Consider the following 20,875-nt stretch of genomic DNA (forward strand, 5'->3'; position numbering starts at 1 on the left):
TTCTGAGGTTTATTTGGTTTGCCTTCTTTTCTTTGTCCACCAATAAAATGGTGTAAGAGTAGAAATTTCTGGAGGAATAGGGAGTGCTTGGAGCCATGTCGAGGACGAAATGCGAATTACGGAGCGTCAGTGCTTCAGCGCTTACGATCCGTTTGAGGCTTGAGAGCCTGGAGACTAGAGGATCCAGGCGGTCCCATGGCTTTTCTCCAAGCACCCCCCGTCCATTCCGAAGGAAATTTCCTTGTTCAACCACGTTTGACTTGACTAAACGTAGGAAATGAGAGCGGGACAATAGTCCCGACCTCTTTTGCGTTTCCGAATAGTATAGCGAAAATGCGCTCCAAAATGCAGACCCGACGTCCACTTTGTCATGACTGTAGTTGCTTTAGCAATGTACAGTCATGATACACTTGGGCATCTGCCCACAGTGCCTCCTTTAGAATAATGCTCGAGGGGCTTTGCCCCTCATCCGCTTATTCGCTCCAGTTGCCATAGCCGTTGCCGCTTTAGCGGCTTACGGCTATGGTATGCGTTAGAAGGTTCGGGTCTAAACGCATTTTGTCCCGCTCTCATTTTTTATGGACTGAAATAGTTGTTCAACGCTTGGTAAATGCTTTCTACGATAACGGATTGATAAGACTCTGTATTAACGACAGATACGTCGCGGTAATGGTTCAAATAACCCAATTCAAGAAGGACAGAAGGTTGAGCATTTTCACGTAAGACGAAATAGTTGCCTTCCCGAACGCCATTATTTGGCAGTGGGCCATAAGTACGAAGTGATTCATTGATGGTCTCTGCCAGTTCAAGGTCGCTTTGTGAATAATAGTATGTGGTGGTTCCACTCATCACGTTCGCTTGTTCCAATGCATCGTAATGGATGCTGATAAAGGCGTCGGCTTTTGCTCTATGCGCATAATACACACGGTCGTTCAAACTGATGTACTCATCGGTATCCCGCGTTAAAATGACGTTTGCTCCCGCATCCCTTAAACGGTTTGCCAGCCGTTCAGCCGTTTTGAGAGTAATCAATTTCTCGTTAAAGGTGTCCGTCACAGCTCCCGGATCATGGCCTCCGTGTCCGGCATCCAGGACAATCGTTGCTTCGGAGAGAGAAGTGATCATGGCAGGAGGGGCCGGCGTATCGCTGTTGGATGAATCTACCACCCAACTCGCCACATATCCTCTCGTTCCGTCTGCAAGAGAGATGAGGTACCAATCTCCTTCTGTCTCTATATGTGTCAACGAGTCGCCTCGCTGGGTTGTCGTGATGACAGCCGCCTCAACAGAAGGTTTGCTCCGGATATTTGTTCCATTTGTTCGAACGGTTACTGTGTCGATGGATTGTGTTTGTTCAGAGTTTACATCCGTAGAAGGAGCGGTTTTTTCTACCGGTCCAATCACTTCAATCAAATCAGAACTGATCCAAGCTACACGGCCCATGTATTGGACCTGTGTCCATCCGTCTTGTTGGAAGAGGACAGTGAGTTCTGTTCCATTCGCTACCGTTCCAAGGATGTCTGAAGAAGTGCTGGCTTCTTTTCGGACATTAGCGGTTGAAGCAGTAATGACTCCAGACGAATTCGTGGCAGCCATAACTTCCGTATTTTTAACCAGCCAGCTTGCAACCCACCCAATTCGGTCATTAGCTAATCGCACTTTATACCATTCATTTTTTTCTTCAATCACATTCAATTCTTCATCTTCTACAACTTGAGCCATTATCTCATAAGACAGTCCCGGGCCTGTTCGGACGTTAAGAACAGCGGCCTCCACGGTTACTGTATTTTCCTTTGCCATGGCATAGGCGGTAGAAAAAGTAAACAAAAGAAAGAAAACAACAATTGATAGAAATATCTTTTTGTCCGGCATCCGCTGAATAAGGGATGCTCGTTCTGTTTGCACCATAAGCCTTCAACTCCGATTCGTCCATACTCGTTTATTCACAGCGTTTTCTCTATTATAGCAATCTTGTATGTTTATACGCAATGGTAAGTAAAAGATTCTTTTCGGGAAGAAAGCTGAGTTGACAAACAACCCCCTTTCTTGTAATCTGTAGAAGAGTCAAAAGTTCATACACTATACCTGTTGAAAGAGAGAGTAAATCTTCTCGGTGGTCTGATAGAGAAAGCTTCCTTGGCTGAAAGAAGCTGACCAGGATTGGATTGAAGGACACTCTGGAAGGTTGGCAGTGAAAAGCTGTCACGCGTGGGGCGTTATCCCGAGAGACAGAGACCGGAATATGCGTCTCTAAATAAAGGTGGTACCACGTGTAAACATAATTGCTCGTCCTTATTCATTCGTGAATAGGGCTATTTTTTTGCACTTTTTTCTGTATTCAACTAAACATAAGAAATGAACGAGGAGTGATAGTCGTGAATTACAAACGACCAAAAGGAACAGCTGATATTTTGCCTAACGAAACAAAAAAGTGGCAGTTCGTAGAGAAAACCGCAAAAAAGGTGTTGGATGCGTATCGGTTTAATGAAATACGTACCCCTCTTTTCGAATCCTTCGATCTCTTTTCAAGGGGAGTAGGAGAAACCAGCGACATCGTATCAAAAGAAATGTACGATTTTTATGACAAAGGGAAGCGACACATTGCTCTTCGTCCGGAAGGCACAGCGTCTATTGTCCGTGCCTATGTAGAAAATAAATTGTACGGACCGGAGCACGGAAAACCACTTAAAGTCTACTACAATGGACCGATGTTCCGTTATGAGCGCCCTCAAAGCGGCCGTATGCGTCAGTTCCATCAGTTGGGTGTCGAAGTATTCGGCAGCCGAAACCCCGAAACAGATGTCGAAACAATGGCACTGGCAATGGACCTGTTCCGGGCATTCGGGTTAAAACAATTGACCCTTGTCGTGAACTCTTTGGGGGACGTAGAAACCCGGAAAGCATATCGAGAAGCGTTGATTGCTTTTTTAGAACCGCATTTCGAAAATTTGAGCAAAGATTCGCAGGAGCGGCTTCATAAAAACCCGTTGCGGGTCTTGGACAGCAAAGATAAAAAAGATCAAGAGATTGTGAAGGATGCACCGTCCATTCTCGACTACTTGACTGAGGAATCAGCCAGTCACTTTGAGAAAGTGAAAGCCATGATGGATGATTTGGAAATTCCGTACACCATCGACCACAGAATGGTGCGGGGATTGGACTATTATACCGACACAATTTTTGAAATTATGAGCGATGCTCCAGGGTTTGGTGCTCTGACAACCATTTGTGCCGGAGGACGCTATAACGGATTGGTGGAAGAAGTAGGTGGACCTGAAACCCCTGGGTTCGGGTTTGCATTTGGCTTGGAACGGTTGTTGATGACGCTTGATGCAGAAAACATTGAAATCCCGGATGAGTCTCCGTTGGATGTGTATGTGGTCGGCATTGGAAGCAGTACAAGCGCTGAGACATTCAAAGTGGTTCAAGCATTGAGACAACAAGGCATCACCGCAGAAAAAGACTTTATGAACCGCAAACCAAAAGCCCAATTTAAAACAGCTGATAAATTGAAGGCACGAGTAGTCATGACATTGGGAGAAGATGAATTAAAAGAAGGCACCATCAGTTTCAAAGCAATGGCTACAGGAAAACAGACCAAAATAAACTTGGCTGACATTTACACCGACAACTTTAAAAATCAATTCGTTCAAGAATTGGCTGTTTTGACAGCTGATGAAAAATGAAGATGCAGGAGGAAAAAAGATGAAACGGACGACTTATTGCGGATTAGTTTCAAAAGAGTATGAAGGACAGACCGTCGTATTAAAAGGATGGGTTCAAAAACGCCGGGATTTAGGCGGCATGATTTTTTTAGACTTAAGAGACCGGGAAGGAATCGTCCAAGTGGTGGTCAACCAGGACGTGGCGGAAGACGCATGGAAAATTGCTGACACTGTCCGCTCGGAGTTTGTGTTGGAAGTGGAAGGAAAAGTAATTCCACGCCAAGAAGGAGCGGTCAACCCGAATGTCAAAACAGGAGAGATTGAAGTGGAGGCTCACCATATTGCTATTTTGAGCCGCGCTAAAACTCCGCCTTTCGACATCGTCAACAAAGTAACCGTTTCGGACGACATTCGTCACCAGTACCGATATTTGGATTTGCGCCGTCCAAAGATGGCTCAAAATCTCATCCTCCGACATGCAACGACACGGTCCATTCGCGAGTTTCTAGACCAACATGGATTTATCGATACGGAAACACCATACCTGACCAAATCCACTCCTGAAGGCGCACGGGATTACTTGGTGCCGTCACGTGTCCACCAAGGAAAATTTTACGCTTTGCCGCAATCGCCTCAATTGTTCAAGCAATTGTTGATGGGCGCAGGTTTGGACCGTTATTACCAGATTGTGCGTTGTTTCCGCGACGAAGATCTACGGGGAGACCGCCAGCCGGAGTTTACCCAGGTGGATATTGAGACCAGCTTTTTGGGAGCAGAAGACATCCAAGAGATGATGGAAGAAATGCTGCAAAAAGTGTTGAAAGACACATTGGGAGTAGATGTTGCCGTTCCATTCCCGCGCATCAGTTACGATGAGGCGATGAACAAATATGGAACAGACAAACCGGATTTGCGTTTTGGCATGGAATTGGTTGATGTCAGCTCTGTCGTGGCGGATTCTGATTTCAAAGTGTTCGCCGGTGCGGTTCAAAACGGCGGAACAGTCAGGGCATTGAATGTGAAAGGTGCAGCCGACGACTACTCACGCAAACAGATTGATGAACTGGCGGAACATGCGGCTGTCTTCGGCGCAAAAGGCCTGGCTTGGTTGAAAGTCACCGAAGAAGGCTTCACTGGACCGATTGCCAAGTTCTTTAAAGAAGAAGAGATTTCCTCCGCTTTAGCTGCACAGGTGGAAGCAGAAGCAGGTGACTTGCTTTTGTTTGTGGCGGATAAAACCATCGTGGCTCAAGAATCGCTCGGAGCATTGCGTTCCCGCTTAGGAAAAGAACGCAACTTAATCGACTCATCCGAGTTCGCGTTTGCATGGATTGTAGACTGGCCATTGTTTGAGTACAACGAAGACGAAGGACGCTTCCAAGCTGCACACCACCCATTCACCATGCCGCAAGAAAAAGATGTGCCGTTATTGGAAACGGAACCTGAGAAAGTCTACGCTCAAGCATACGACGTGGTATTGAACGGTTACGAATTGGGTGGAGGATCCATCCGGATTCACCAACGCGACTTGCAGGAGAAGATGTTCCGCGCACTAGGATTTTCTAAAGAAGAGTACGAAGAACAGTTCGGATTCTTATTGAACGCATTGGATCAAGGATTCCCTCCTCACGGCGGAATCGCGTTGGGATTGGACCGCTTTGTCATGTTGCTTGCAGGAGAAGAAAATATCCGGGAAGTCATGGCGTTTCCGAAAAATAACAGCGCCATCGATCCACTTACAAAAGCACCAAACACGGTCAGTGACAAACAATTGGATGAGTTGAGATTGGCTGTTGTGGAAGAAGAGCCAAAAACTGAAGAATAAGGAGTTTTGATATGGTATTGATCGGTTCACATGTATCGATGAAAGGAAAAGACATGCTGTTAGGCGCGGCAGAAGAAGCTGCTGGCTATGGAGCTTCCACTTTCATGATTTATACAGGAGCACCACAAAACACAAGAAGAAAAGCAACGGAAGAGATGAATATCGAAAACGGACAGGCGTTTATGAAACAGCATGGACTATCTGATATGGTTGTTCATGCTCCGTATATCATCAACTTGGGGAACACCATTAAACCACAAAACTTCGAATTCGGCGTGCGGTTCATGAAAGAAGAAATTGAACGAGCCGAAGCTTTAGGTGCTACGCAGATGACGATGCATCCAGGAGCCCATGTGGGAGCCGGATCTGAAGCAGCGATTGCTCAAATCGCCAAAGGGCTGAACGAAATTCTTCGCGAAGACCAAACGATTCAAATCGCATTGGAGACAATGGCAGGGAAAGGAACAGAAATCGGACGGTCTTTTGAAGAAATCGCTCAAATTATTGAGTTGGTTGAATTGAAAGACAAAGTTTCTGTGACGTTGGATACATGTCATACCCATGATGCCGGCTACCAAATACGAGATGACTTTGATGGAGTGTTGGAAGAATTCGACCGCATCATCGGGTTGGATAAATTGAAAGTAATCCATGTCAACGATTCAAAAAATCCACAAGGTGCCGGAAAAGACCGCCATGCGAACATCGGGTCAGGATACATCGGATTCGAGGCATTGAACTACATTGTGCATCATCCGAAGTTGGAAGGATTGCCAAAAATTTTGGAGACGCCTTTCGTGGGCGAAGACAAGAACAATAAAAAAGCTCCTTACGGACATGAAATCAGCATGTTCAAGCACCAAGAGTTCAATCCAAACTTATTGGAAGACATTTTAGCTGGAGCAGAATGGAAATAATTCGAAATAAGAGAGGCTGGGATGGATTCCTGACCTCTCTTTACTTTATAAAGGTTGTAAAAGCTGCCCCTATATTTTTTTCTTGATTGGCAGATTGCTTAAAATAATGGTGGATGTTTCCTCAATGGATTTGTTGGACACATTAATCGTCAGGCATCCCAATTCCTCATACAACTCTTCCGCATACTTAATTTCTCTGTCGATACGTTCAAGACTGGAGTAGGCGTTGTCTGGATTTAAGCCATACGACCGCATACGTTCTTGACGGATAGAAGACAAAATGGATCGATCACTGATCAATCCTACAATTTTTGAAGGATCGACTTCCCACAACTCAGCCGGCAGAGTGGATTCGGGTATCAGAGGCAGGTTGGCTACTTTGTATCCTTTGTTGGCCAAAAAGACGCTTAACGGTGTTTTCGATGTCCGGGAAATGCCCAAGATGACAATATCGGCTTCCAAGAACCCTTTTGGATCTTTTCCGTCATCATATTTGACCGCAAATTCGATGGCGCGGATGCGGTCAAAATATTGTTTATCTAAAGCATGTTGGGCACCCACTTCTTTAGATGGGTGGACTTTCGCGCGTTCTGCAATTTTTGACACGATAGGGGACAATAAATCAAAACTGGTTAAATTCTGATTTGCGCAGAATTCTTGGGCGGTGAAACTCAATTCTTCGTCCACCAGTGTGTAAAGGATAATCGCATCATTCCTTGCGGCTTTTTCGAGGATGGCGAGCAAATTTTTTCTCGTTCGAACAAAAGAAAAGTTTTCAATCTTTGCATCCAACTCGGGGAATTGGGCAAGTGCTGCCTGTCCCAAAGCGATTCCGGTCCCTCCGATGGAATCGGATATGATGCACACCCGCACAGTCGTTTTTTCAGTCATATTATTGCTCCTTTATAACTATTTTAACAAAAAAGGCTTTGTGTTTTATGTTGTTTCAAGTGCAAAAAGCTTATTTTTCCATAAGTATACAGAAAAGAACCGTGTTTGTCAGCTTATGTTGGAATATCCATTCTGTTCAAACCAACTTGAACCAACCGTCGCATGTGAGGTATAATGATGAAAATATATCAGAACACGTTATAAGGAAGCGATCAAAATGACGGCTATTGAGCAAGCCTTACACACATTAAAAGACAACGGCTACAAGTTAACCGATAAGCGCGAAGATTTATTGAGGACAGTATCGGAAGAAAGCCGCTATATGACAGCCAAAGAAGTCCAAGAAAGGATACAGAACAAGTATCCTTCCATCAGTCAAGACACTGTCTACCGCAACCTTCATACATTTGTGCAATTGAACTTGTTGGAAGAAACAGAATGGAACGGAGAAAAGTGGTTCAGATTCCGCTGCAGCGTGGATCAGCACCACCATCATTTTATCTGTACAACGTGCGGAGACTCCAAAGAATTGACCATGTGTCCCATGAATTTCTTCGAAGACCAACTTCCGGATTGTGCGATTGCTTCTCACCGCTTCGAAGTCTTCGGAACATGCGCCAAATGTTTGTCACTTGCGTCGTAAAAAAAATTCAAAAACAGCAGTTGACTCAAAATGTTTATTCGCTTATAATAGTAACGGACAGTTTTGTTTATGCATCATTATTTGTATAAGTGGAACGGTTACTTTTTTTAGCACGGAGGGAGGGAATCGAATATGACTAAAACAGTTGTCAAGAACAATGAATCTCTTGATGATGCTCTTCGTCGCTTCAAACGTTCCGTTTCTAAAACAGGCACTTTGAAAGAAGCCCGTAAACGTGAATATTACGAAAAACCAAGCGTGAAGCGTAAAAAGAAATCAGAGGCAGCAAGAAAACGCAAACGTTAATAATCCGACCAATTGAGATGGAAGGTGACAAGGCGTGTCATTGTTGACTAAGATAAACGAAGATGTAAAAACTGCCATGAAAGCGAAAGACAAAGAGCGCTTAGCAGTTCTGCGCATGATTAAATCATCCTTGCACAATGAGCAAATCAGCAAAGGACATGAGTTGACCGATGAAGAAGAACTGACGGTTCTCTCCCGTGAGAAGAAGCAACGTGCAGATTCATTGGAAGAATTCAAACTAGCTGGACGCGATGATTTAGTCCAACAACTGGAAAAAGAACTTTCCGTTGTTAATGAGTATTTACCTGAGCAATTGTCTGAAGAAGAACTTCGGGCAGTTGTCCAAGAAAGCATCAATGAAGCAAATGCGTCTTCCATGAAAGACATGGGAAGCGTCATGGGTGTCTTGATGCCAAAAGTTAAAGGCCGTGCCGACGGGAAAGAAGTCAGCCGCCTCGTTAAAGAACTATTAACGAAATAACTTACTGCAAGAGCGGAGTAAGCTGGAAACAGCATGCTCCGCTCTTGCTTTTTTCCTTTACATAGAAAGGTGGAAAAGCTTCTTTTCATCTGTTTTCTGTGCTATTATTTTAGTATCAAAGCGAAACAAATACGTTTACAAACAAATTTTTTACCATAAAAAAGTATGTTCAAAAATGGAGGGTGCTATTTGGTCGACAACGAGAACAATAAAAGAGTGTTGGTTTTTAATAACACTGAACACGCCATGGCTCTATTCGGAGCCCAAAACAATCATTTGAGTTTGTTAGAAGACGAACTGAATGTTTCGTTGAATACTCGTGGAAATCAATTAGAAATCACTGGTGCTGGAGCAAATGCAGCACTGGCGGCAGAAATTATGGAAGAGTTGGAAGTTTTGTTGGAGAAAGGCATACCTGTCGGAAGATCCGATGTCGTCAATGCCACACGGATGGCTAAATCAGGCAAATTGTCCCAATTTTTGCGTATCTATGAAGAAGAAATCACGCGTGACCGTGATAATCGTCCGATTCGGGTGAAGAACTTCGGACAACGGGAGTACGTTCAGTCAGTGAAAAAGAATGATATCGTCTTCGGCATTGGACCGGCTGGAACCGGGAAAACATTTCTGGCTGTTGCGATGGCTGTAGCGGCCATGCGCAGAGGTGAGGTCAAACGCATCATTTTAACGCGCCCGGCGGTGGAAGCAGGAGAAAATCTTGGGTTCCTTCCAGGCGATTTGAAAGAAAAAGTCGATCCTTATCTTCGTCCGTTATACGATGCTCTCTACAGCATCTTTGGAACGGAACATACAAACCGTTTAATGGACCGCGAAACCATTGAAGTAGCCCCGTTGGCTTATATGCGTGGACGTACGTTGGATGACGCATTCGTGATTTTGGATGAAGCGCAAAACACGACTGTCCAACAGATGAAGATGTTCCTGACGCGCTTAGGCTTCGGTTCCAAGATGATTATCAACGGAGACATCACACAAATCGACCTTCCCGCAGGAACAACAAGTGGATTGGTGCATGCGGAACGGGTATTGAAGCATGTGAAAGGAATTGGACATGTAGAGTTTGATGCAGCTGACGTGGTTCGGCATCCACTCGTTTCCAAAGTGATCCAAGCTTACGGAGAAGAAAAATCAAATTAAAAAATTGCATAGAAGAGGAGCCAATCAATGGAACTCGACATTTATGACGAGACTGGCGAAGTCTCACCGGAACACATTCGCTTAATCGAATCAATCCTGCAAATGGCTGCGGATTATTTGAAATTAAAAGACAATACAGAAATGTCAGTTACGCTGGTGGACAATGACACGATTCGAGAAATCAACCGCCAATACCGGGACAAGGATTCAGCCACCGATGTCATCAGTTTTGCAATTGAAGACGAGGTGGAAGACGAATTGCCGTTAAATTTGGAAGAAATGGAAGGGCTGCCCCGTGAATTGGGCGATATCTTCATCTCAATTGAGCGGACACAAGAACAAGCCCGGGATTACGGTCATTCTTTTGAGCGGGAACTTGGTTTTCTGGCTGTCCACGGATTTTTACACTTAAATGGATACGACCATATGACACCGGAAGACGAGAAAGAGATGTTTGGCCTCCAGAATGAAATATTGAAGGAGTATGGACTTGAAAGACGATAACCAACTGCCGACAAAGAACCGAAATTATTTTGACTCATTCAAATATGCGTTCATTGGAGTCCGTACGGTGTTTCAAGAAGAACGGAATATGCGGACGCATGTCATTCTGGCAATATTGGTCATTGGTCTATGTTTTTTTCTTGAGATGTCCCGGGCTGATTGGTTATGGATTTTACTGGCCATTTTCTTGATGCTGGTGATGGAAATCTGGAATACGGTCGTTGAGAACATCATCGATTTGGTGACGGATTACCGGTATCACCCACTTGCGAAAAAAGTGAAAGACATGGCTGCAGCAGCAGTTTTATTGACGGCTGGATTTTCGATTGTCAGCGGCCTCATTGTGCTGCTGCCGAAAGTGTTGAATCTGTTTTTTTAACGGTAATCTAGATTAATATGAGAAGAGGTTTTTTTGTGAGTACAGAAGAAAAGACAAAGAATATAATGATTGAACGGGCTACAGAAATGTTGGACCGGGCATATGTCCCATATTCCAAGTTCCCGGTCGGCGCTTCAATTCTTACAAAAGAAGGCGAAATATACGCTGGTTGCAACATTGAGAATGCTTCTTATCCATTAACAAACTGTGCAGAACGGACAGCGATTTTTAAAGCTGTATCTGAAGGAAAAAAAGAATTTTCTTACTTGGTTGTCACAGGAGACACAGAAGGACCGATTTCACCTTGCGGCGCTTGCCGGCAAGTGATGGCTGAATTTTGTGATCCAGATATGCCTGTACTTTTAACAAACAAAAAAGGGGTGCAGATGGAAACAACAGTTTCTAAGTTGCTTCCCGGCGCCTTCCAAAGCGGGGATATGGTATGATGGAAAATCCGAATTATAAATCTGGTTTTGTTTCAATCATAGGACGCCCAAACGTCGGAAAATCCACGTTGTTAAACCAAGTGGTGGGACAAAAAGTGGCTATCATGAGCGACAAAGCCCAAACAACCCGAAACAAAATTCAAGGCATTCACACATCAGATGAGGCACAAATCATCTTCATCGACACGCCGGGAATCCACAAACCCAAACATCGGTTGGGGGACTTTATGGTCCAGTCTGCATTAAGCACCCTCAACGAAGTGGAAGTGGTGTTGTTCATGATCAACGCTACAGAGAAACGTGGACCTGGAGACAATTTCATCTTAGAAAGATTGAAAAATGTCGAAAGCCCCGTTTTCTTGGTCATCAATAAAATTGATGAAGTTCACCCGGATGAATTGCTGCCAATCATCGAAGACTATCAATCGGTGATGACGTTTAAAGAAATCGTTCCGATTTCCGCCAAAGAAGGAACAAATGTAGACACATTATTGAAGGTGTTGACCGATTATATGCCTGAAGGGCCGCAATTTTACCCTGAAGACCAGGTCACCGACCACCCGGAATATTTCATTATGTCTGAATTGATCCGTGAAAAGGTATTGGAACTGACCCGGGAAGAAGTTCCACATTCCGTTGCCGTGGTTGTGGAAAGCGTGCAGCGCAATGAAAAAGGAAAAGTGACCGTTCACGCAAGCATCATTGTGGAACGGGCTACCCAAAAAGGAATTTTGATCGGAAAAGGCGGGAAGATGCTGAAAGACATCGGCGTGCGGGCCCGAAAAGATATCGAAGTACTCTTGGGAGACAAAATTTTCTTGGATTTATGGATCAAAGTCCAAAAAGATTGGCGGGACAAGCAGTTTTACCTCCAAGATTATGGATACCGGAAAGACGACTACTAATTTATTTTCGTTTTCCGGCAGGAAGAAGGTGCATGAATGGCGCACTTGGAAGAAGTGGAAGGCCTGGTTCTTTTTTCACGACAGCATCGTGAACGAGATCGTTTGGTCAAAATATTCACCGATAGATATGGGAAATTGATGTTTTTTGTGCGCGGGACGAAAAGGTCGAACGGGAAACTGACGACTGCGATCCAGCCGTTCACATCAGGAACGTATATTGCGGATGTCCGACCGGAAGGGTTAAATTTTTTGCGGGACGCCAAAGATTTGTCCACTCCCACAAGTATGTACACGGATATTTTCAAAAATGCCTATACCACGTATTTGTTGGGACTGGCTGATGCAGCGATGGAAGATCGTGTCCCCAATAATCGCTTGCTTCAGGAATTGATTCTAGGCATTAAAGAGATGGATGAAGGAACTGATCCTGAAATCATTTTGAATATCTTTGAAGTGCAGTTGTTGACGCAGTTCGGTGTGGCGCCTGAGCTTAGAGGATGCAAAGTGTGCGGACGTACAGACGGGGTGTTTGATTACTCCAGTAAATATGCCGGCCTATTGTGTCCGGAACATTTTCATCTGGATCCCAGACGTTTCCATGCTTCTCCTAAAGCCATCCATTTTTTACGACTGTTTTCTGTCGTGTCGATGGAGCGCATCGGAAAAATCGCTGTGAAGGAAGACACCAAAAGGGAACTTCGAAAAGTGATTGATCAATTGTATGATGAACTGGTCGGCATCCGCCTCAAAAGCAAAAAGTTCATCGACAATATGTACAAATGGGAGAACGTCTTAAAAAAACCAGAACAGCCGTCCGAATGACACAGAACCAAATAGCAGAAAACTTTCTTTTCGTAATTGACAAAAGCGGTCTCTTACGGTTATGATAAAGAACGAGAATTGAATAAGTGTGGCAGTGACGGAAAGAGTAGAGATTGGAATTCACGCTTAGCGAGTTTGGGATGGTGGAAGCCAAACCGTGAACTGGTCTTGAAGGGCATTCTTGAGCCATATATAAAAAAGCAGCTGGTTGAATGACCAGAAGTAGGGTGGAACCGCGATTTTGAATCGTCCCTATACCGATTAAGTTGTTATCGGTATAGGGACGATTTTTTACTTAAAAACTACAAGGAGTGAGAAAGATGAGCAAGAAAAAAATGACATTTCAAGAAATTATTATGACACTGCAACAGTATTGGTCAGACCAAGGCTGCTTGTTGCTGCAGTCGTATGACACAGAAAAAGGAGCCGGAACCATGAGCCCGTATACGTTTTTGCGGGCAATCGGACCTGAACCGTGGAACGCGGCATATGTGGAACCTTCCAGACGTCCGGCAGACGGACGGTATGGAGAAAATCCGAACCGTTTGTACCAGCACCATCAATTCCAAGTGGTTATGAAGCCTTCACCAGAAAACATCCAAGAATTGTATCTGGACAGCCTCAAAGCATTGGGGATCGATCCTTTGGAACACGATATTCGTTTTGTAGAAGACAACTGGGAGAATCCATCACTGGGTTGTGCCGGATTGGGATGGGAAGTTTGGTTGGACGGGATGGAAATCACCCAGTTCACTTATTTCCAACAAGTAGGCGGATTGGATGTCCAACCGGTAACCAGTGAATTAACCTATGGTCTGGAACGGTTGGCTTCGTATATTCAAGAAGTGGACAGTGTGTACGACATTGAATGGACGACCGGAGTGAAATACGGTGAGATTTTCATCCATCCGGAGTATGAACATTCCACTTATTCATTTGAAAACAGCGACCAAGACATGTTGTTCAACTTGTTTAATGTGTACGAACAAGAAGCCACCAAACAAATTGACGCCGGCTTGGTTCATCCTGCATATGATTATGTCTTAAAATGCAGCCACACATTCAACTTATTGGATGCACGTTCTGCAGTATCGGCGACAGAGCGCCCGGAATATCTGGCACGCATCCGTAAACTTGCACGAAAAATTGCCAGAACTTATGTAGAAGAAAGAGAAAAACGCGGCTTCCCGTTATTGCAACAAGAAGCGGCTGCTCAAAAGGAGGAGAAATAAGATGGGACACACATTACTTTTGGAAATCGGCTTGGAAGAAATGCCTGCTAACGTTATTCCAAGCAGCATCGACCAACTCAAGAAAAAGACAGAGCAATTTCTTCAAGAGAACCGGTTATCTTTTGGAACTGTCTCCACATTTTCCACTCCGCGTCGTTTGACCGTTCAAGTTGAAAATGTTGCTGAAAAACAAGAGGACAAATCGGAGAGCGTTAAAGGCCCGACGAAAAAAATTGCAGTGGCGGAAGACGGCTCATGGTCCAAAGCAGCTCAAGGGTTTGTTCGCGGTCAAGGAATGACTGTGGAAGATATTGAGTTCAAAGAAATAAAAGGGGTTGAATATGTCTTTGTCGAGAAATTTACAGAAGGCCTGCCTGCTCTGGAAGTTCTCAAAGGACTTCAGAATGTGGTTACTTCTATGAACTTCCCAATCAGCATGCGGTGGGCGGACCATACATTCCGATATATCCGTCCGATTCATTGGATGGCAGCCATGCTCGACGAAGAAATCATACCTTTTTCTGTATTGGACGTTCAGAGCGGAAACCAAGTCAGAGGTCACCGCTTCTTGGGAAGTGTGGCCACCATTCCTACAGCATCGGAATATGAAAAAACAGTGGCCGATGAATACGTCATTGCCGACCGCAATAAACGGAAGCAGATGATTGCAGAGCAGATTCAACATTTGGCTGCTGACAAAGGATGGTCTGTTGTTCCAGATGAAGAGTTGCTGAACGAAGTGACAGACATGGTGGAATACCCTACAGCTTATTACGGCAGCTTCGATGAGGAGTTTTTACAAGTGCCGGCTGAAGTATTGGTGACATCCATGAAAGATCACCAACGCTACTTCTCTGTTCAAAATGAACAGGGTGAACTGCTTCCGTACTTCATTTTTGTTCGAAACGGAAATGAAAACCACATCGAAAATGTAGCTAAAGGAAATGAAAAAGTGTTGACTGCACGTTTGGCGGACGCGGTTTTCTTTTTTGAAGAAGATAAGAAATACACAATCGAGGACTTCCTTGCGAAGTTGAACCAAGTGACATTCCATGTGAAACTGGGTTCCTTGGCGGAAAAAACCAAACGAATCCAACTGATTGCTTCCACTCTTGGGAAGATGGTCGGTTTGTCCGATGAAGAGTTGAACTTGGTGGAACGCGCAGCCGGAATCGCCAAATTTGATTTGGTGACCAGTATGGTGGATGAGTTCCCTGAACTGCAAGGGGTTATGGGAGAAAAATACGCGTTGATGCAAGGTGAAAAACCTGTAGTGGCGCAAGCGATTCGCGAGCACTACATGCCGACATCCAGTGAAGGGGAGCTTCCGGCATCCAATATCGGAGCGGTATTGTCTATTGCAGATAAATTAGACAGCGTCATGATGTTCTTTGCCGCAGATGTCATTCCAAGCGGTTCAAACGATCCGTATGCTCTCAGACGTCAAGCATACGGAATTGTGCGAATCATCCTGGATAAACAATGGCCATTTTCATTGAAACAGTTATTGGGTCAATTGAAAGAAAGCTTGCCTTATCCAAATGAGGACGTCAAAAATGGGTTTGAGGAACGGACAGCCGATATTCGCCGCTTTGTCAAAGACCGTGTCCGTCAAGTGTTGCAAACGAAAAACATCCGTCATGACGTCATGGAAGCCACACTCAAATCCGAACAAGAAGACCTGTGTTTATTGGTCGAAACGGCAGATGTTTTGGAAGCTCACCATGAAGATGAGGATTTCAAACCAGTGATTGAATCCCTGACACGGGTATTGAATTTGGCGGACAAAGCTTCCGAAGAATGGGCAGGAGAGAAACCAATTATCCGGGACACCCTATTCGAAACCGTCTCTGAAAGAGAATTGGCCGAGGCTTTGGCAAAAGCGCGTCAACGACAAAGTGAGTCACAAAACATTGGAGAGGTATATGAAACGTTGGCGAAACTTCACCCATTCATTGACTCTTTCTTTGATGAAAATATGGTGATGGCAGAAGATCAAGATATTCGGAAAAACCGGTTGGCTATGCTTTCTTCATTGGCAGAATTAATCTTGTCATTTGCCAGCGTAGATCATCTGGTCATTAAATAAATCCACTCATAAATTTCAGTTTCTTACAGACCTAAGCCCATTCAAAAAGATTGGGATTCGTTTGGTGTTTACTTAAAGAAACTTGAAATATTGTCTCTCCAAAAGAAAGCGAGGGGATAAATGTGAAAGCTTCAGAGAGAAGGCAAAACATTTTGCGTCTTCTCAATCACTCCACTCATCCAATCAGCGCCGGCAATTTGGCAGAGAGCTTCCAAGTAAGCAGGCAGGCGATTGTTGGAGACGTCGCCTTGCTTCGAGCAGAAGGAAACGAAATTTTGGCGACGCCAAAAGGTTATGTGATGGTTCGCCCGGAACCGGCGACAGGTTACGTCAAACAAATCGTTTGCCAACACGACAGCGAAGCCACCAAAGATGAGTTGTACACCATTGTTGATTTAGGCGGAGAGCTGGCGGACGTCATTGTCGAACATCCTGTTTACGGGGAACTGAGAGGGCGGTTAAACGTCTCCAATCGAGAAGACGCAGATCGTTTTTTGGCTCAGGTGAACCGCTATGAAACAGCTCTCTTATCAGTATTGACCAATGGCATCCATATGCATACCATTTCGACTCCTGATCAAGAGACCTTCACAAAAATTACACAAGCCTTAGAAGCCAAACACATTTTGTATAAAGACTGAACCCTTAAGCAAATTGACTTTTCAAAAAAGTCGCGTATACTATTTTTGTCAGGTGTCATGACACCTGACAAAAATATTGTAACAGGGGACTTTATTTATGAGAAAAACAAATACGTTGAAATGGACATTATCCGGTTTACTGATTGCACTAGGGATTGTCATCCCTATGTTTTCACCTGTGAAAATTCTATTGGAGCCAGCTTCCTTCACTTTGGCCAGCCATGTGCCAATCTTTTTTGCGATGTTTCTTTCGCCGTCAATCGCCTTATATGTAGCATTGGGGACGACTGCAGGGTTTCTCTTGGCAGGTTTTCCAATTGTTGTCTCTCTCCGCGCACTGAGTCACGTACTCTTTGTCGCAGCGGGGTCTTGGATATTGAAAAATAACCATTCGTTGTTGGAACATCCCGGGAAAAAGCAGCTGTTTTCTTTCGTCATTGGACTCATTCATGCAGTTTCTGAAGTATTGGTTGTCACATTCTTCTATTATGGAGGGGGGCTTCCAGAGGCCAATTATACGAACGGGTTCTTTTATTCTGTCATTTTATTAGTAGGGATTGGAACACTCCTTCACAGTATGGTGGATTTCGTCATTGCACAGACCGTATGGGCGGGATTGGGAAGACAAACGCAAAAAATGAAAAAAGCCCTGCAATAAAGTATACGAAGGTGGATTCTCATGAAGCAGACACTTTGTTTTCACGGACATTCATGGTATACTATAAGATAATTAGATATATACTTTTGGCCGCACTTTTTGGTTGCGGCTATCGTTATCTCTAAAATGTGTCTAAAAGACCTGACGCACGAGTTTGAAAGAATGAGGTGGTTCGTCGTATATGTGGATACCAGACGAAACATTGGAAAGAGTCCGGTCTCAAGTAAATATTGTGGATGTTGTTTCACAATTCGTGCAACTGAAGAAGCAAGGAAAAAATTTGTTTGGATATTGTCCATTTCATGATGAACGAACCCCTTCTTTTTCAGTCCGGGAAGAAAAACAACTATTCCACTGTTTCAGCTGTGGGCGCGGCGGAAACGTCTTTACTTTTTTAATGGAATTGGAAGGTTTGTCTTTTCCGGAAGCCGTCTTAAAAGTGGCAGAATTGGCGGCTGTGGAAATTGATCCAGCCATTCAAGCCCAACAACAGCAGCAAAAACCAGCTGCGGATACAAAACAAGGCAAACTCCTGAATTTATATGAATGGACCAGTGAGTTTTACCATCATATATTATTGAACACAACCACAGGGGAAGAAGCACTAAACTATCTGCTTGAAAGAGGGTTGACCAGGGAAACAATTAAACAGTTTCGCCTGGGGTATTCTCCTCCTCAACGTGTGGCGTTGAAACAATACCTTTCAGGAAAGGCGGACTACGAGAATGCCCTACTGAAAGAATCAGGATTGTTTTCTGATCGTTCAGACGATGAATTGTTGGATCGTTTTTCAAACCGGATTATTTTCCCCATCCGGAACCGGCAAGGTCAAATCATTGCCTTTTCCGGACGGAAGTTTCTGGAAGGAGAAGGCGAACAAGCGAACATCCCTAAATACCTGAACAGCCCAGAGACAGCTTTGTTCAACAAAAGCACCGTTCTTTTCAACTATGACTCCGCCCGTTCTTCGATACGAAGAGAAGGGATGGTCATCTTGTTTGAAGGGTTCATGGATGTCATTTCCGCTTGGCAGGCGGGAGTCAAAAACGGGGTAGCTTCAATGGGGACAAGTTTGACAGAGGAACAAATTCATCTGTTGGATAAAGTGACCGATTCAATCGTCATCGCTTATGACGGGGATACACCGGGAATGGAAGCAGCCAAGCGAGCCACAGATTTTCTCACGGAAAAGTCTCACTTCGCTGTTGAAGTTGTGCTCTTTCCTGAAAAATCCGACCCAGACGATTATATAAAAAACAAGGGTCCGGAAGCATTTAAAGAATTGTTGGCGCACGGCAGGGAAACACTGATTGGCTTTTTGATGCGGTACCACCGCTTGTCCTTGAACCTGAACAACGAAAGCGATCAGCTCACTTATATCGAGCAAATCTTAAAAGAAATGATCCGGGTTCCTTCAGCAATTGAACGCGAGATGTACTTTCAACAGTTGGCGGAAGAATTTCAGCTGCCGATTGACACACTGAAAGAACAATTTCACCAATACCTTCAAGCGTTTCAACGAAAGAGAACACAAGAACGGAAACAAGAGTTTGACACTCAAAAGCAGGAAGCACCTGTTATTCCGCAGGTTCGGAAACAAGTTCGTTCCTTGAATCCGTTGGAAAAGGCAGAACGTCTGTTGCTTTATCGGCTCTTTCATCATCCGGAAATTTTAGGCAAACTTCACTCTCAACCTGAACCATTTCAGTTTGCCAATGAAGACAGCCAATTGTTGTTCATGCTGTTTGAAAGCTATGCAGCAGAAGCGACTGAACCCAGGGTGGATGGTTTTATTGATTATATAAAAGAGCGGGAACTCAAAGAAAAAGTCACTGAAATCGAATTGATGAGCGTATCCGAGGAATTCAACGATGAAGAAGTCGAGGACTGCATCAAACGTATCAATCAAGCTTCGTTGTATCATCAATTGGAAGACAGCAAAAAAGCAATGCAAGAAGCTTCCCGGACAGGGGACTTGGATACCCAGCGAACACTCATGATGGAAATTGTAAAACTAACTCGACAATTAAAAAACAATTGAGTCACTGAAAATGTTTTTAAAGTAATAGGAGGCTGCGTGAATGTCTGATAAAAATGTAGTGAACGAACAAATTCCTTATCAACAAGCGGTAATCGAACTCATCTCTGACTTGAAAAAGAAAAATGCCGAAACCATCACTTATGATGAGTTGACCAAACAAATTGCTAATCCGTATACGTTGAACAAGGAACAGATGGAAGAACTCCTGCAGCAAATGGAAGAAAACGGACTTGGTGTCGTGGACGAAGCCGGAGATCCGATGATGTCCCAGGTTGAAAAAGGCGAAAAAGATGTCAAAGAAGCGAAAAGAGATGACACACTCGCTCCTCCAGGTGTGAAAATCAATGACCCGGTGCGTATGTACTTGAAAGAAATCGGACGGGTGGACTTGTTGTCAGCGGACGAAGAGGTATCGCTGGCTAAACGCATCGAAGCAGGAGACGACGAAGCCAAGCAAGAACTTGCGGAAGCCAACTTGCGCTTGGTCGTCAGTATCGCCAAACGTTATGTCGGACGCGGCATGTCTTTCTTGGACTTGATTCAAGAAGGAAACATGGGATTGATGAAAGCCGTAGAAAAATTCGACTATAAAAAAGGATTCAAATTCTCCACGTATGCTACTTGGTGGATTCGCCAGGCAATTACACGCGCCATCGCGGACCAAGCACGCACCATTCGTATTCCTGTGCACATGGTGGAAACCATCAACAAGTTGGTTCGCACACAACGTCAGTTGCTTCAGGATTTAGGGCGCGAACCAACACCTGAAGAGATTGGTGCTGAAATGGACTTGCCAACAGAAAAAGTCCGTGAAATTTTGAAAATTTCTCAAGAACCGGTATCTCTGGAAACCCCAATCGGGGAAGAAGATGATTCCCATTTGGGAGACTTCATCGAAGACCATGATGCGACCAGCCCAGATGAGAACGCAGCGTATGAGTTATTGAAGGAACAGTTGGAAGATGTGCTGGACACACTCACCGATCGGGAAGAAAACGTACTGCGTCTACGTTTCGGATTGGACGATGGGCGTCAACGCACATTGGAAGATGTGGGTAAAGTATTCGGCGTCACCCGGGAACGGATTCGCCAAATCGAAGCCAAAGCATTGCGCAAACTCCGTCACCCAAGTCGTTCCAAACAATTGAAAGACTTCTTGGAATAAGCCGTTCTTTCTTGTTACACCAAATACCGACGCCCGATTGAGGGTTCTATGTCAAATAGTGTTGGTGAGCCTATTGAGAGGTCAAAGTGAATTCGTCACTTTGACCT

20 protein-coding genes and 1 other annotated feature are annotated in these 20,875 nt (G+C 44.4%); of the genes, 18 read left to right on the forward strand and 2 right to left on the reverse strand.

What is annotated here, in order from left to right; translation table 11 throughout:
• Nucleotides 1-576: 576 nt before the first annotated feature.
• Nucleotides 577-1,908: an N-acetylmuramoyl-L-alanine amidase family protein gene (locus G470_RS0106775; RefSeq protein WP_240470653.1), complete on the reverse strand. Its 1,332-nt coding sequence runs from the start codon at nucleotides 1,906-1,908 to the stop codon at nucleotides 577-579.
• Nucleotides 1,909-2,079: 171 nt separating this feature from the next.
• Nucleotides 2,080-2,297: a binding site (T-box leader), on the forward strand.
• Between the two features lie 78 nt (nucleotides 2,298-2,375).
• On the opposite strand from G470_RS0106775, the gene hisS reads away from it, so the two are divergent.
• Genes hisS through G470_RS0106790 form a run of 3 tightly spaced genes read left to right on the forward strand, consistent with a single transcriptional unit; the run spans nucleotide 2,376 to nucleotide 6,407 of the window.
• Nucleotides 2,376-3,686, forward strand: a complete 1,311-nt coding sequence (gene hisS / locus G470_RS0106780; protein WP_028274177.1) for a histidine--tRNA ligase — start codon at nucleotides 2,376-2,378, stop codon at nucleotides 3,684-3,686.
• Between the two features lie 19 nt (nucleotides 3,687-3,705).
• Complete coding sequence (aspS, locus tag G470_RS0106785; protein WP_028274178.1) at nucleotides 3,706-5,490, forward strand: aspartate--tRNA ligase; 1,785 nt, start codon at nucleotides 3,706-3,708, stop codon at nucleotides 5,488-5,490.
• Between the two features lie 11 nt (nucleotides 5,491-5,501).
• Nucleotides 5,502-6,407, forward strand: a complete 906-nt coding sequence (locus tag G470_RS0106790) for a deoxyribonuclease IV (RefSeq protein ID WP_028274179.1) — start codon at nucleotides 5,502-5,504, stop codon at nucleotides 6,405-6,407.
• A gap of 69 nt (nucleotides 6,408-6,476) precedes the next feature.
• Here the strand turns inward: G470_RS0106790 and G470_RS0106795 are convergent, their stop codons facing one another.
• Nucleotides 6,477-7,298, reverse strand: a complete 822-nt coding sequence (locus G470_RS0106795) for a pyruvate, water dikinase regulatory protein (protein ID WP_028274180.1) — start codon at nucleotides 7,296-7,298, stop codon at nucleotides 6,477-6,479.
• Nucleotides 7,299-7,515: 217 nt separating this feature from the next.
• On the opposite strand from G470_RS0106795, the gene G470_RS0106800 reads away from it, so the two are divergent.
• The 15 genes from G470_RS0106800 to rpoD all read left to right on the forward strand — a co-directional run bounded on the left by G470_RS0106800 (nucleotide 7,516) and on the right by rpoD (nucleotide 20,768).
• Complete coding sequence (locus G470_RS0106800) at nucleotides 7,516-7,941, forward strand: Fur family transcriptional regulator (RefSeq protein WP_028274181.1); 426 nt, start codon at nucleotides 7,516-7,518, stop codon at nucleotides 7,939-7,941.
• A gap of 132 nt (nucleotides 7,942-8,073) precedes the next feature.
• The gene (gene rpsU, locus G470_RS0106805) at nucleotides 8,074-8,247 is read left to right on the forward strand and encodes a 30S ribosomal protein S21 (RefSeq protein ID WP_028274182.1); all 174 of its coding nucleotides are present in this window, start codon (nucleotides 8,074-8,076) and stop codon (nucleotides 8,245-8,247) included.
• Nucleotides 8,248-8,281: 34 nt separating this feature from the next.
• Complete coding sequence (locus G470_RS0106810; RefSeq protein ID WP_028274183.1) at nucleotides 8,282-8,728, forward strand: GatB/YqeY domain-containing protein; 447 nt, start codon at nucleotides 8,282-8,284, stop codon at nucleotides 8,726-8,728.
• Between the two features lie 189 nt (nucleotides 8,729-8,917).
• On the forward strand, nucleotides 8,918-9,886 hold the full coding sequence (locus G470_RS0106815) for a PhoH family protein (protein WP_028274184.1): 969 nt from the start codon (nucleotides 8,918-8,920) through the stop codon (nucleotides 9,884-9,886).
• Nucleotides 9,887-9,913: 27 nt separating this feature from the next.
• Complete coding sequence (ybeY, locus tag G470_RS0106820; RefSeq protein ID WP_028274185.1) at nucleotides 9,914-10,390, forward strand: rRNA maturation RNase YbeY; 477 nt, start codon at nucleotides 9,914-9,916, stop codon at nucleotides 10,388-10,390.
• Nucleotides 10,371-10,769 carry a diacylglycerol kinase family protein gene (locus G470_RS0106825; protein WP_028274186.1) on the forward strand — a complete coding sequence of 133 codons (399 nt, stop codon included), beginning with the start codon at nucleotides 10,371-10,373 and terminating at the stop codon, nucleotides 10,767-10,769. The genes ybeY and G470_RS0106825 overlap by 20 nt, the downstream gene beginning before the upstream one ends.
• Before the next feature lie 35 nt (nucleotides 10,770-10,804).
• A complete protein-coding gene (locus G470_RS0106830; RefSeq protein WP_028274187.1) occupies nucleotides 10,805-11,215 on the forward strand; it encodes a cytidine deaminase in 411 nt (136 codons plus the stop codon).
• Entirely contained in the window at nucleotides 11,215-12,120 is a 906-nt protein-coding gene (gene era, locus G470_RS0106835; protein WP_420806584.1) for a GTPase Era, read from the forward strand. The genes G470_RS0106830 and era overlap by 1 nt, the downstream gene beginning before the upstream one ends.
• Nucleotides 12,121-12,156: 36 nt before the next feature.
• Nucleotides 12,157-12,942 (forward strand): DNA repair protein RecO, encoded by a 786-nt coding sequence (gene recO / locus G470_RS0106840; RefSeq protein ID WP_028274189.1) that lies wholly within the window; start codon nucleotides 12,157-12,159, stop codon nucleotides 12,940-12,942.
• Nucleotides 12,943-13,262: 320 nt separating this feature from the next.
• Nucleotides 13,263-14,174, forward strand: a complete 912-nt coding sequence (gene glyQ / locus G470_RS0106845) for a glycine--tRNA ligase subunit alpha (protein ID WP_028274190.1) — start codon at nucleotides 13,263-13,265, stop codon at nucleotides 14,172-14,174.
• Nucleotide 14,175: 1 nt separating this feature from the next.
• Nucleotides 14,176-16,263 (forward strand): glycine--tRNA ligase subunit beta, encoded by a 2,088-nt coding sequence (glyS, locus tag G470_RS0106850; RefSeq protein WP_028274191.1) that lies wholly within the window; start codon nucleotides 14,176-14,178, stop codon nucleotides 16,261-16,263.
• A gap of 122 nt (nucleotides 16,264-16,385) precedes the next feature.
• Nucleotides 16,386-16,904 (forward strand): transcription repressor NadR, encoded by a 519-nt coding sequence (locus tag G470_RS0106855; RefSeq protein ID WP_028274192.1) that lies wholly within the window; start codon nucleotides 16,386-16,388, stop codon nucleotides 16,902-16,904.
• 97 nt (nucleotides 16,905-17,001) lie between these two features.
• Nucleotides 17,002-17,562: a hypothetical protein gene (locus G470_RS0106860; RefSeq protein ID WP_028274193.1), complete on the forward strand. Its 561-nt coding sequence runs from the start codon at nucleotides 17,002-17,004 to the stop codon at nucleotides 17,560-17,562.
• 181 nt (nucleotides 17,563-17,743) lie between these two features.
• Entirely contained in the window at nucleotides 17,744-19,603 is a 1,860-nt protein-coding gene (gene dnaG / locus G470_RS0106865) for a DNA primase (protein ID WP_028274194.1), read from the forward strand.
• 40 nt (nucleotides 19,604-19,643) lie between these two features.
• Nucleotides 19,644-20,768 (forward strand): RNA polymerase sigma factor RpoD, encoded by a 1,125-nt coding sequence (rpoD, locus tag G470_RS0106870; protein WP_035445239.1) that lies wholly within the window; start codon nucleotides 19,644-19,646, stop codon nucleotides 20,766-20,768.
• Nucleotides 20,769-20,875 lie beyond the last annotated feature (107 nt).

This window comes from Atopococcus tabaci DSM 17538 (assembly GCF_000429585.1).
Classification (GTDB): Bacteria; Bacillota; Bacilli; order Lactobacillales; family Carnobacteriaceae_A; genus Atopococcus; species Atopococcus tabaci.

Excerpts from the sequence above, each read along its gene's own strand:
- G470_RS0106795 (WP_028274180.1), bottom strand. The coding sequence starts at position 7,298 with ATGACTGAAAAAACGACTGTGCGGGTGTGCATCATATCCGATTCCATC.
- ybeY (WP_028274185.1), top strand. The coding sequence starts at position 9,914 with ATGGAACTCGACATTTATGACGAGACTGGCGAAGTCTCACCGGAACAC.
- G470_RS0106800 (WP_028274181.1), top strand. The coding sequence starts at position 7,516 with ATGACGGCTATTGAGCAAGCCTTACACACATTAAAAGACAACGGCTAC.
- rpsU (WP_028274182.1), top strand. The coding sequence starts at position 8,074 with ATGACTAAAACAGTTGTCAAGAACAATGAATCTCTTGATGATGCTCTT.
- aspS (WP_028274178.1), top strand. The coding sequence starts at position 3,706 with ATGAAACGGACGACTTATTGCGGATTAGTTTCAAAAGAGTATGAAGGA.
- G470_RS0106790 (WP_028274179.1), top strand. The coding sequence starts at position 5,502 with ATGGTATTGATCGGTTCACATGTATCGATGAAAGGAAAAGACATGCTG.
- G470_RS0106860 (WP_028274193.1), top strand. The coding sequence starts at position 17,002 with ATGAGAAAAACAAATACGTTGAAATGGACATTATCCGGTTTACTGATT.
- rpoD (WP_035445239.1), top strand. The coding sequence starts at position 19,644 with ATGTCTGATAAAAATGTAGTGAACGAACAAATTCCTTATCAACAAGCG.
- G470_RS0106775 (WP_240470653.1), bottom strand. The coding sequence starts at position 1,908 with ATGGTGCAAACAGAACGAGCATCCCTTATTCAGCGGATGCCGGACAAA.
- glyS (WP_028274191.1), top strand. The coding sequence starts at position 14,176 with ATGGGACACACATTACTTTTGGAAATCGGCTTGGAAGAAATGCCTGCT.
- dnaG (WP_028274194.1), top strand. The coding sequence starts at position 17,744 with ATGTGGATACCAGACGAAACATTGGAAAGAGTCCGGTCTCAAGTAAAT.
- recO (WP_028274189.1), top strand. The coding sequence starts at position 12,157 with ATGGCGCACTTGGAAGAAGTGGAAGGCCTGGTTCTTTTTTCACGACAG.
- glyQ (WP_028274190.1), top strand. The coding sequence starts at position 13,263 with ATGAGCAAGAAAAAAATGACATTTCAAGAAATTATTATGACACTGCAA.
- G470_RS0106825 (WP_028274186.1), top strand. The coding sequence starts at position 10,371 with ATGGACTTGAAAGACGATAACCAACTGCCGACAAAGAACCGAAATTAT.
- era (WP_420806584.1), top strand. The coding sequence starts at position 11,215 with ATGGAAAATCCGAATTATAAATCTGGTTTTGTTTCAATCATAGGACGC.